Raw genomic sequence first — 12,280 nt, forward strand, 5'->3', positions numbered from 1 at the left:
GAACCATGAAAGAGACTGTAACAATGCTGAACCAGCACTATGTCGTACCGGAAGGATTACATCCTTATGAAGGGGTAACCACCAACAGCCCGTGGCTGGCCAGTGAAACAGAAAAGCGCCAGCGGAAGGTTTGCGACACTCTTGAAGAGGCTATCCGCCGTTCCGGGCTTAAAAACGGCATGACCGTATCCTTCCACCATGCGTTTCGGGGGGGCGACAAGGTGGTCAATATGGTGATGGCGAAACTGGCGGAAATGGGGTTTCGTGACCTGACATTAGCGTCCAGTTCCCTGATCGATGCCCATTGGCCGCTGATTGAACACATTAAAAACGGTGTGGTTTGCCAGATTTATACGTCCGGATTGCGTGGCAAACTGGGGGAGGAGATCTCAGCTGGCCTGATGGAAAACCCGGTGCAGATCCACTCCCACGGCGGTCGCGTAAAACTGATTCAGAACGGTGAGCTGAGTATCGATGTCGCATTCCTTGGCGTACCTTGCTGCGATGAGTTCGGTAACGCTAACGGCTTTAGCGGTAAGTCCCGCTGCGGCTCTTTGGGCTATGCGAAGGTTGATGCGGAATATGCCAAATGCGTTGTACTGCTAACGGAAGAGTGGGTGAATTACCCAAACTATCCGGCAAGTATTGCGCAGGATCAGGTGGATTTGATTGTACAGGTTGAAGAGGTTGGCGATCCCGCGAAAATTACGGCGGGGGCAATCCGTTTGTCCAGCAACCCCCGAGAGCTGTTAATCGCCCGTCAGGCGGCCAACGTGATTGAACACTCGGGTTATTTTAAGGACGGCTTTTCACTACAAACCGGTACCGGTGGGGCATCGCTGGCGGTTTCCCGCTTCCTGGAAGACAAGATGCGTCGCCAGAACATTACCGCAAGTTTTGGCCTGGGTGGGATCACGGGCACAATGGTGGATCTACATGAGAAAGGCTTGATTAAAGCGCTTCTGGATACGCAATCTTTTGACGGTGATGCCGCACGCTCGCTGGCACAGAATCCGCATCATATCGAAATTTCTACCAATCAATACGCCAACCCCGGTTCTAAAGGCGCGGCCTGCGAACGCCTGAACGTGGTAATGCTCAGTGCGCTGGAAATTGACGTTAATTTCAATGTAAACGTGATGACCGGTTCGAACGGTGTTCTACGTGGCGCATCTGGCGGCCATAGCGATACGGCGGCAGGCGCTGACCTTACCATTATTACCGCTCCGCTGGTTCGCGGCCGTATTCCTTGCGTAGTGGAGAAAGTCCTGACTACCGTCACGCCGGGGGCCAGCGTTGATGTACTGGTCACCGATCATGGTATTGCGGTAAACCCGGCGCGCCAGGATCTCATCGACAATTTACGTGACGCAGGCGTGGCGTTGATGACCATTGAGCAACTTCAGCAGCGAGCCGAGGTGCTTACAGGCAAACCGCAGCCGATTGAATTTACCGATCGGGTGGTGGCTGTAGTGCGTTATCGCGATGGTTCGGTCATTGACGTGATTCGCCAGGTAAAACGCTGATGAAAGGCGCAGACCTGCTATCCCAGGGGCAGCCTGTCACGCTCGAGGAGATGCTGCAGGCGCGGGATAAACGCATGACCCGGCAGCATCAGGCTTTGAGCTGCTACCAGTTGCCACTGATCTCTTTTTCACTTGTATCTCCGGGGGCCTTAAAAAATTCCCCGGTGTGGCAGCGTGTTGCAGGCTATGCCCGGCGAGAAATCACGGCACTCTGCCAGAAAATGGAATGGGTCAGCGTGTGGGAAAAGCAAGTTGATGCCCGCAGCGGCCCGGAATGGATGATGGCGGTCTGCGCCCCGGCAAAAGCACTGAAACAACAGCTGTTGATGTTAGAGCTGCAGCATCCGTTAGGAAGGTTGTGGGACATTGATGTGATTGATAGCGATGGGCAGTTGCTCTCCCGGCGTGAATTAGGGGTCTCCCCTCGGCGTTGCCTTATTTGCGATCGGGAGGCCCATATTTGCGCACGGGCTCGACAACATTCCCTCGATCTCTTGTTGGATGAAATTGCACGAAGGATTGAATGCTATGAGCGAGAGTATCTTAATTGAACAACGTGCGCCGGTGCGTTTGAAGTTTGAGGCGGACGATATAAGTGGTCTGGTTGAGCGGGCGTTGCTGGCGGAAGTACGGCTGACGCCGAAACCGGGTCTCGTCGATATTCGTAATTCGGGCGCGCATCACGATATGGATCGAGCGGCGTTTGAGCGCAGCACTGCTGCAATTGCTCCATGGATGGCGAAATTTTATACCATGGGACGCAACACAGCGAAGCTGGAGGCGGAAAGCGTGCTGCCCATGGTAAGGCCATTAGGGATGGCGTGTGAAAGCGATATGTTGCAGGCGACAGGGGGAGTCAATACGCACCGTGGGGCGATTTTCGCTTTTGGCCTGTTAAGTACGGCTATCGGTCGGAGTGTGGCTGTCGGAGAGATGCCAGAACAGAACCGTCTCTGTATGCAAGTGGCACGCTTGTGCCGAAATATTGTTGCGCGTGAACTGTCGTCGAATGCCCAGAAAGAACCCAGTAAAAGTGAAGCGCATTTTTTGCGCTATGGCTTCGCAGGTGCGCGCGGAGAAGCGGAAAGTGGTTTTCACACCGTCAGAACGCAAGCGTTACCCGTTTATAACCGGGTTTTGCAGGAGTATGGCGACTCGAACCTGGCATTACTGCAAACGCTACTACATCTTATGGCGTGGAATGATGACACCAATCTTGTCTCACGCGGTGGGCTGGAAGGGCTTTATTACGTTCAGCATCAGGCGCAAAAGCTGTTATGGCAGGGGGGCGTCCTCAAAAAGGGTGGCATTGAGGCGCTTCAACGGCTTGATGATGACCTCATTAACCGCCATCTCAGCCCTGGCGGTAGCGCGGATTTACTGGCGGTAACCTGGTTTTTAAGTCATTTCCCGGCTGGCAAACACTTTTCCGAATAAGATCCGATGATTCATCCTGCGGGATGAATCATGTCTTTTACTGATACTCCTCTCTGTTTATCATTAAATTCTAATTATTGGCGTTTTCGGCTGGCGACTCTTCATTATGCTGGTTAATCTGAAAACGGTTTACATCATTTTAACGTAAGAGAATAACTATGCATGATGCACAGATCCGTGTCGCTATTGCGGGCGCGGGTGGACGTATGGGTCGCCAGCTCATTCAGGCGGCACTTCAGATGGATGGCGTAGCGCTGGGCGCAGCACTGGAGCGTGAAGGTTCATCGCTTCTTGGGGCCGATGCCGGTGAACTGGCAGGCGCGGGCAAGACGGGCGTTACCGTTCAGAGCAGCCTTGATGCGGTGAAAGATGATTTTGATGTGTTTATCGATTTCACCCGGCCAGAAGGCACACTGACCCATCTGGCATTTTGCCGCCAGCACGGCAAAGGCATGGTGATTGGCACCACCGGGTTTGATGAAGCCGGTAAACAAGCCATTCAGGATGCGTCCCATGAGATTGCTATTGTCTTCGCTGCTAACTTTAGCGTGGGCGTCAACGTTATGCTTAAGCTGCTGGAGAAGGCCGCAAAAGTGATGGGCGATTATACCGACATTGAGATTGTCGAAGCTCACCACCGTTACAAAGTCGATGCTCCCTCCGGCACGGCGCTGGCAATGGGCGAAGCGATTGCGCATGCACTGGATAAAGATTTAAAAGACTGCGCGGTATATACCCGCGAAGGCCATACGGGCGAACGTGTTCCGGGAACGATTGGTTTCGCAACCGTGCGTGCGGGTGACATCGTCGGGGAACATACTGCGATGTTCGCCGATATTGGAGAACGTGTAGAGATCACGCATAAAGCATCCAGCCGCATGACATTTGCGAATGGTGCCGTTCGCTCCGCTTTGTGGCTGAAAGACAAAGAAAATGGTCTTTTTGCTATGCGTGATGTGCTCGATCTCAACAATTTGTAAGAGATATTACCCATCGTGATGTGGTTATTGCAGTCGTAAATTTTTGATTGCATAGGGCAATAATTTATTGCCCTTTTATTTTATCCATTCCATGTTTAGTTTTGTCTTTTTTGACTAAAAGTAGATATTATCCCGCCATTTTGTGTTGCTAGTATGTAAATTTTGACCGTTTGGTCCACTTTTTATTATCTGCGTACCAGAAATTCCAATAAACTTGCCACGCAAGCGTTTTCTGTCGTGATTTACCTGATCTTTTTGCCGCTTAACATCTTTTCAGGCCTCCAGGCTTGCAAAAGGATAATTAAAATATCCGTTTTGAGTTGACTTTTACCTGGCAAATCTCCAGAATGCCGCCGTTTGCCAAAAATCCGCTGGCAACACATTTGCATTGATTTATGACATGGTTGTGAATTAATATGCAAATAAAGTGAGTGAATATTCTCTGGAGGGTGTTTTGATTAAGTCAGCGCTATTGGTTCTGGAAGACGGAACCCAGTTTATCGGTCGGGCCATAGGGGCAACGGGTTCGGCGGTTGGGGAAGTCGTTTTCAATACTTCAATGACCGGTTATCAAGAAATCCTCACTGATCCTTCCTATTCTCGCCAAATCGTTACTCTTACTTATCCTCATATCGGCAATGTCGGCACCAATGCTGCTGACGAAGAATCTTCTCAGGTACATGCGCAAGGCCTGGTCATTCGCGACCTGCCGCTGATTGCCAGCAACTTCCGCAATACCGAAGACCTCTCTTCCTACCTGAAGCGCCATAACATTGTGGCGATTGCCGATATCGATACCCGTAAGTTAACGCGTCTGCTGCGCGAGAAGGGTGCACAGAACGGCTGCATCATCGCAGGGGACAACCTCGATGCGGCGCTGGCGCTGGAAAAAGCGAAAGCCTTCCCGGGCCTGAATGGCATGGACCTGGCGAAAGAAGTGACGACCACTGAAGCATACAGCTGGACGCAAGGTAGCTGGACGCTGTCAGATGACCTGCCGGAAGCGAAAAAAGAGAGCGAGCTGCCGTTCCACGTGGTCGCCTACGATTTCGGCGCCAAGCGCAATATCCTGCGCATGCTGGTTGATCGCGGCTGCCGTCTGACGGTAGTGCCGGCGGAAACCTCTGCCGAAGACGTACTGAAGATGAACCCGGATGGCATCTTCCTCTCTAACGGACCTGGCGACCCGGCACCGTGCGATTACGCTATCGATGCCATCAAGTCCTTCCTCGAAACCGATATTCCGGTATTCGGCATCTGCCTCGGCCATCAGCTGCTGGCGCTGGCGAGCGGGGCGAACACCATTAAGATGAAGTTCGGTCACCACGGTGGTAACCACCCGGTGAAAGACATCGACAACAACACGGTGATGATTACGGCACAGAACCACGGCTTCGCAGTAGACGAAGCGTCAATGCCGGCTAATCTGCGCGTGACGCACAAATCCCTGTTCGATGGCACCCTGCAGGGGATCCATCGTACCGATAAGCCAGCGTTCAGCTTCCAGGGACACCCGGAAGCCAGCCCGGGGCCGCACGATGCCGCACCGCTGTTCGATCACTTCATCGAACTTATCGAGCAATACCGTAAGACCGCTAAATAATCAGGAGCCGAGAAGACCATGCCAAAACGTACAGACATAAAAAGCATCCTGATCCTTGGCGCTGGCCCGATTGTTATCGGTCAGGCCTGTGAATTTGACTACTCCGGTGCACAGGCGTGTAAGGCCCTGCGCGAAGAGGGTTACCGCGTTATCCTGGTAAACTCTAACCCGGCGACCATCATGACCGACCCGGAAATGGCGGATGCAACCTACATCGAGCCGATTCACTGGGAAGTGGTACGTAAAATCATCGAGAAAGAGCGTCCGGATGCGGTTCTGCCGACCATGGGTGGCCAGACTGCGCTGAACTGCGCACTGGAGCTGGAGCGTCAGGGCGTGCTGGAAGAGTTCGGCGTGACCATGATTGGTGCGACCGCCGACGCGATTGATAAAGCAGAAGACCGTCGTCGCTTCGACGTGGCGATGAAAAAAATCGGCCTCGACACCGCGCGTTCCGGTATCGCTCACAACATGGAAGAGGCACTGGCCGTAGCGGCTGAAGTGGGTTATCCGTGCATCATCCGTCCTTCCTTCACCATGGGCGGCACCGGCGGCGGTATCGCCTACAACCGCGAAGAGTTTGAAGAGATTTGCGAGCGCGGCCTGGATCTCTCCCCAACCAAAGAGCTGCTGATTGATGAATCGCTGATTGGCTGGAAAGAGTACGAGATGGAAGTGGTGCGTGATAAAAACGACAACTGCATCATCGTCTGCTCCATCGAAAACTTCGATGCGATGGGTATCCACACCGGCGACTCCATTACCGTTGCGCCAGCGCAAACGCTGACCGACAAAGAGTACCAAATCATGCGTAACGCCTCGATGGCGGTACTGCGTGAAATCGGCGTCGAAACCGGTGGTTCTAACGTGCAGTTCTCGGTGAACCCGAAAACCGGCCGTCTGATTGTTATCGAAATGAACCCGCGCGTGTCCCGCTCCTCCGCGCTGGCCTCTAAAGCGACCGGCTTCCCGATTGCGAAGGTGGCGGCGAAACTGGCGGTCGGTTACACCCTTGACGAGCTGATGAACGACATCACCGGGGGCCGCACGCCTGCGTCCTTCGAACCGTCTATCGACTACGTTGTGACCAAAATTCCACGCTTCAACTTCGAGAAATTCGCTGGCGCGAACGACCGTCTGACCACCCAGATGAAATCTGTGGGTGAAGTGATGGCGATTGGCCGCACGCAGCAGGAATCCCTGCAGAAAGCGCTGCGCGGCCTCGAAGTGGGCGCGACAGGCTTCGATCCGAAAGTGAGCCTGGACGACCCGGAAGCACTGACCAAAATCCGCCGCGAGCTGAAAGACGCGGGCGCAGAGCGTATCTGGTATATCGCCGACGCCTTCCGCGCAGGCTTGTCCGTGGACGGCGTGTTCAACCTGACCAACATCGACCGCTGGTTCCTGGTGCAAATTGAAGAGCTGGTGCGTCTGGAAGAGAAAGTGGCGGAGCTGGGCATCAATGGCCTGGACGCTGACTTCCTGCGCATGCTGAAGCGCAAAGGCTTTGCCGACGCGCGTCTGGCAAAACTGGCCGGCGTGCGTGAAGCGGAAATCCGCAAGCTGCGCGACCAGTATGACCTGCACCCGGTCTACAAGCGTGTTGATACCTGTGCGGCAGAGTTCGCGACCGATACGGCTTACATGTATTCCACGTATGAAGACGAGTGTGAAGCGAATCCGTCCGTTGACCGCGACAAAATCATGGTACTGGGCGGTGGCCCAAACCGTATCGGCCAGGGCATCGAGTTTGACTACTGCTGCGTACACGCCTCTCTGGCGCTGCGCGAAGACGGTTACGAGACCATCATGGTCAACTGTAACCCGGAAACGGTCTCTACCGACTATGACACCTCTGACCGTCTCTACTTCGAACCGGTAACTCTGGAAGACGTGCTGGAAATCGTGCGCATCGAGAAGCCAAAAGGCGTGATCGTGCAGTACGGCGGCCAGACTCCGCTGAAACTGGCGCGCGCGCTGGAAGCCGCAGGTGTGCCGGTTATCGGTACCAGCCCGGATGCCATTGACCGTGCAGAAGACCGCGAGCGTTTCCAGCAGGCGGTTGACCGTCTGAAGCTGAAACAGCCGGCAAACGCCACCGTGACTGCGATTGAACAAGCGGTTGAGAAGGCGAAAGAGATTGGCTACCCGCTGGTGGTGCGTCCTTCTTACGTGCTGGGCGGCCGCGCGATGGAAATCGTCTACGACGAAGCCGACCTGCGTCGTTACTTCCAGACGGCAGTCAGCGTGTCCAACGATGCGCCGGTGCTGCTGGATCGCTTCCTCGACGATGCGGTTGAAGTGGATGTGGATGCTATCTGCGACGGCGAAATGGTGCTGATTGGCGGCATCATGGAGCACATCGAGCAGGCGGGCGTGCACTCAGGCGACTCCGCCTGTTCTCTGCCAGCGTACACCCTGAGCCAGGAAATTCAGGACGTGATGCGTCAGCAGGTGCAGAAACTGGCCTTCGAACTGCAGGTTCGCGGCCTGATGAACGTCCAGTTCGCCGTGAAAGACAACGAAGTCTACCTGATTGAAGTGAACCCGCGTGCGGCACGTACCGTACCGTTCGTCTCTAAAGCGACCGGTATTCCGCTGGCAAAAGTGGCGGCGCGCGTGATGGCCGGCCAGACGCTGGCTCAGCAGGGCGTCACAAAAGAGATTATCCCGCCGTACTACTCGGTGAAAGAGGTGGTGCTGCCGTTCAACAAATTCCCGGGCGTTGACCCGCTGTTAGGGCCAGAGATGCGCTCTACCGGGGAAGTGATGGGCGTGGGCCGCACCTTTGCAGAAGCGTTTGCTAAAGCGCAACTGGGTAGCAACTCCACCATGAAGAAATCTGGCCGTGCGCTGCTCTCTGTTCGCGAAGGTGATAAAGAGCGCGTGGTTGACCTGGCTGCCAAGCTACTGAAACAGGGCTTCGAGCTGGATGCAACCCACGGTACGGCGATTGTGCTGGGTGAAGCGGGAATCAACCCGCGTCTGGTGAACAAGGTGCATGAAGGTCGTCCGCACATTCAGGATCGCATTAAGAATGGCGAATACACCTATATCATCAACACCACTGCGGGCCGCCAGGCGATTGAAGACTCCAAGCTGATTCGCCGCAGCGCGCTGCAGTACAAAGTGCATTACGACACCACCCTGAACGGCGGTTTCGCAACAGCCATGGCGCTGAACGCGGATGCCACCGAGAAGGTGATTTCGGTCCAGGAAATGCACGCCCAGATTAACAAGTAAGACAAATTGCCCGGTACCGTTCGGCTACCGGGCATTCTTCCCCTCTTCAGAACCTTCTGGTTTTCCATCCGCATTCAGTCAGTTAGCCTAAAATGGTTAGGTCGATAATGAAATTCAACTGAGAGCAGGGGAAAACACCATGCAAAATAAACTACTGATCGCTTCCGTTCTGGCTGCCACTGCAATGTTCACCGTAGCGGGGTGTTCATCTAATCAGGCGGTAAAAACCACCGATGGCCGCACCATCATTACGGACGGCAAACCGCAGGTGGATGACGATACCGGTCTGGTGTCGTATAAAAATGCGGAAACTGGTCAAACCGAGCAGATTAACCGTGACCAGGTTAAATCCATGGGTGAACTGGATAATTAAAAAAAGCAGTGGCATCTGCCACTGCTTTTTTGCTTGATGCGGATGGGTTACCAGCGGTGGTTTAACAAAATATGACCGCCGTAAGCGGCATAGTTGTTTTCACCCCATTCGCCGCTGGCGCGAAGTGAAATTGTCGTGGTCTCGTTAAGATTGCCGGTAATACCCAGCTCTACCTGACCACGATCCTCCGGCGTATCATTACTTACGGTTTCGTCGTTGAAGGCCAGATCGTTTTGACCTGCACCCTTCAGCCAGTTCACCGCAACGTATGGCTGCCAGGCCGTGACGTCCTTTTGCTGGAAATAGCTGGATTTCACACCCAGACGACCGAAGACGCTGTCGTTATCCAGAGTCGTCACCCGGACGCCATCGCGGTCCGTATGATTTTCCTGATCAAGATAGCTGTAGATCACCTGCGCCTGAGGCTCGATCTTCCAGGTACGCTCGTTTTCAGATGGGATAACCCACGCATGGCCGACTTCAACAGACGCGGCAAAACCTTCGCTGTTGTAATCTTCATCGTTGCGGTTGCTGGTCACTTTGTTGTTGTACCAGCTGTAGGCGGCCCAGGTATCAATGTAGCTGCCCAGGCGTAATTTCTGATCTTCCTGCCAGGTGGCGTAGAGCCCAACGTTGAAGCCATCGACTTTACCCTGTGCGTCACGCACGTTGTGTTTCGCATCTGAGTGGGTCTTCGCCTGGCCTGCACCAAACATGCCACCGGCACGCAGGATACCGCTGTCCATTGGCTTGCTGAGAAAATCGCTGCCGACTTGCAGAACGGTGGTCGTGGTGTCGTAGCTGACTTTATCGCCGCCTGCATCATTTTCATGGTAACGACCTTTAACATACATCCAGGTATTCAGATCGTCTTCGTTACGGAAAGTGAGCTGATCGCGATCGTCACGTTTGTGCAGGAACATACTCTGAGCCGCCAGATAGTTGCCTAAATACGCGCCCACTTCAGGTGCCATCACTTCTGGTGCTGGGGTATTGCCGCCGCCGTTATCGCTATTATCACCACCGTCGCCGTTATCATTACCGCCGCTGTTGCCGCCATTGTCGGTATTGCTGCCATTGTCACTGTTACCGCCATCGTCGGTATTGCCACCGTTGTCGGTATTATCACCGTCATCGGTATCATCTGTCGGATCGACAGGTGGCGTGGCCTTCGATTCCAGGTACCAGTTCCCGTCACTATGCTGGTAAAGAGAGTATTCGTATGCGCCTGCCACAACCGGTTTGGCCAGCGTCAGCTGTGCTTCAGAGCTGCCGGCGACGCTGACAATCTCCATGCCGTTCACGGTCTGTGCGCCAAGTCCACCAATGTTGCTGACGGTCACACCGGACTGGCCAAAACTGCTGCCGGTTATTGTGAGATGATCGGTAGGTGCCGTGTCAGTACCCAGCTCGCTGTTTAACACAATCTGGCTACCTTCTGCGCCGGTATAGTCACCAGTGATGGTAAAGTCATTACCCACGCTGTGGTCGGCTGCACTGAGCAAAAGCGTGCCGCTGTTGGTCACGTTGCCGTTAATGGTATCAATGCCGACGTCTCTGAGGGTTGTGTTGCCCTCAATTGCATTCCACGCTGCCAGCGTACCGCCGCTGAGAATAGTGATATTGTTGTAGACGGTTCCTGCGGTGGCAAACTTTGCCCCGTTCTGCACGGTGAGAGTGGCATTGCTGTTTTCAACACCTAACGTTGCGCCTGCCGCTACCAGCGTTGTGCCGTTTCGCAGGGTCGTATCGCCGGTATAGCTGTTGTTGCCGGTTAGCGTCAGCGTATTCGCATCAACTTTCTCTACGTTTCCGCTGCCGGTCATGTCGGTAGAAAACGTGAAATTGCCTCCCTGGTTAAAGATAACCGTACCATTGTTGGTTAGGCCACCGCTGAGACTTGCCATACCTTCGCCATTGCCCAGCTGGAGCGTGGCTTCATTCGCCACCAGCGTATTGCCAGCATTGGAAACGGTACCCGCCAGGGTCAGGTTGCCGCTATTCACCTGCAGTGAATCACCGGCACCAATGATGTCGACGTTACCCGTCAGCGTCCAGTCTTCACCGTTCATTTTGACAGAGGCGAAACCATCGCCTTCGTTCAGCCCGATAAAATTGCTGTCTTCTGTACCGGTGCCTACCAGGGTCAGGGTGTTACCGGTTGAAAGAGTGGAAATGACATCGCCAGACAGGTTTGAACCTGTGTTGAGGGTGAGGGTATTATATTTGTTACTGGCGAACATTATAGCTGTCTTGCCACCGCCAATTGAGCCATTGTTAATGATGTCAGCCTTCGCGGTATCCGTTACGTTGATACCATTCTGATCACCCTGAATGGTGCCGGTATTGATGATTTTGGTTCCACCACCGCTGAGTTTGATACCATCTTCGCTTGTGCCGATAATCGAGCCATTATTATCAATCACAATTCCGGCGTCAGTAGCCAGACCTGTATTGCCTTTAATGATGCCTCTTTCCGTATTTGATATGCTAATTGCAGAGGAATCTTCATTAACAAAAATACCCTTTTCAAAGCCGGTTATGTTTCCTTTGTTGGTTAAACTACCCTGCATCGTGACTATGTTTACAGCGTTCTTTGTTGCGGAGGAAATGGTAGCGCCAGCATTATTATTAATATCGAGTGGCTGCGCGCTAGTGTTTATATCAAGTCCATTCGAAGTGCCGGAAATATTCCCATTGTTTGTTATTGAACTGACTTTAAATCCTGAGGCGGAAACAGCGGCTAAATCGCCAGACGATGACACAGTAATATCTTTATTGATGACGTATTCGGTATCGGCGGAGAAGTCTTGCGGGGCAGAGGTTGACTGGTCGATGGTGCCTGCAGAACTGATTATTGGTGTAAAAACAAGCAGGGCGGGAAATAATCTCCCCAGTAACTGGGTGGTCCTGTTTAATTCCAGACGTTTTACTTTCATATTCACATCCATTTAAAAGGAAATTCGAAGTGAAGAAAAATATTCTCTTTCAGGTTTTAAAGAAAAGCGTTGAGAGGAGTGGGTTGAAATTATTATGTTTTCAATGTGTTATGTATACTTCGATTTATTAAAATGCAAATTTAATAAATCTAAATATGACACGGTTATAAATAATGCAG

At 53.2% G+C, this 12,280-nt stretch carries 9 protein-coding genes; 8 read left to right on the top strand and 1 reads right to left on the bottom strand.

Features of this window, described 5'->3' with window-relative positions:
- The first annotated feature begins 5 nt into the window (after positions 1-5).
- The 7 genes from citF to ACQG2G_RS03430 all read left to right on the top strand — a co-directional run bounded on the left by citF (position 6) and on the right by ACQG2G_RS03430 (position 9,162).
- The gene (gene citF / locus ACQG2G_RS03400) at positions 6-1,526 is read left to right on the top strand and encodes a citrate lyase subunit alpha (protein WP_061772593.1); all 1,521 of its coding nucleotides are present in this window, start codon (positions 6-8) and stop codon (positions 1,524-1,526) included.
- On the top strand, positions 1,526-2,077 hold the full coding sequence (gene citX, locus ACQG2G_RS03405; protein WP_061772594.1) for a citrate lyase holo-[acyl-carrier protein] synthase: 552 nt from the start codon (positions 1,526-1,528) through the stop codon (positions 2,075-2,077). The genes citF and citX overlap by 1 nt, the downstream gene beginning before the upstream one ends.
- Positions 2,055-2,963: a triphosphoribosyl-dephospho-CoA synthase CitG gene (gene citG, locus ACQG2G_RS03410; RefSeq protein ID WP_061772595.1), complete on the top strand. Its 909-nt coding sequence runs from the start codon at positions 2,055-2,057 to the stop codon at positions 2,961-2,963. Before citX ends, citG begins: the two co-directional genes overlap by 23 nt.
- Before the next feature lie 158 nt (positions 2,964-3,121).
- Positions 3,122-3,943: a 4-hydroxy-tetrahydrodipicolinate reductase gene (dapB, locus tag ACQG2G_RS03415; protein WP_248766771.1), complete on the top strand. Its 822-nt coding sequence runs from the start codon at positions 3,122-3,124 to the stop codon at positions 3,941-3,943.
- Between the two features lie 454 nt (positions 3,944-4,397).
- A complete protein-coding gene (gene carA, locus ACQG2G_RS03420) occupies positions 4,398-5,546 on the top strand; it encodes a glutamine-hydrolyzing carbamoyl-phosphate synthase small subunit (RefSeq protein ID WP_248766772.1) in 1,149 nt (382 codons plus the stop codon).
- A gap of 18 nt (positions 5,547-5,564) precedes the next feature.
- Positions 5,565-8,789 (top strand): carbamoyl-phosphate synthase large subunit, encoded by a 3,225-nt coding sequence (carB, locus tag ACQG2G_RS03425; RefSeq protein ID WP_013095532.1) that lies wholly within the window; start codon positions 5,565-5,567, stop codon positions 8,787-8,789.
- Between the two features lie 139 nt (positions 8,790-8,928).
- Entirely contained in the window at positions 8,929-9,162 is a 234-nt protein-coding gene (locus ACQG2G_RS03430) for a YgdI/YgdR family lipoprotein (RefSeq protein ID WP_013095533.1), read from the top strand.
- Positions 9,163-9,209: 47 nt separating this feature from the next.
- On the opposite strand, the gene ACQG2G_RS03435 is transcribed toward ACQG2G_RS03430, so the two are convergent.
- Entirely contained in the window at positions 9,210-11,735 is a 2,526-nt protein-coding gene (locus ACQG2G_RS03435; RefSeq protein ID WP_348595913.1) for an autotransporter outer membrane beta-barrel domain-containing protein, read from the bottom strand.
- On the opposite strand from ACQG2G_RS03435, the gene ACQG2G_RS03440 reads away from it, so the two are divergent.
- A complete protein-coding gene (locus ACQG2G_RS03440; RefSeq protein ID WP_248078623.1) occupies positions 11,626-12,117 on the top strand; it encodes a hypothetical protein in 492 nt (163 codons plus the stop codon). The two genes, ACQG2G_RS03435 and ACQG2G_RS03440, sit on opposite strands and share 110 nt — an antisense overlap.
- Positions 12,118-12,280 lie beyond the last annotated feature (163 nt).

This window comes from Enterobacter cloacae complex sp. 382A5 (genome assembly GCF_050031095.1).
Classification (GTDB): Bacteria; Pseudomonadota; Gammaproteobacteria; order Enterobacterales; family Enterobacteriaceae; genus Enterobacter; species Enterobacter cloacae.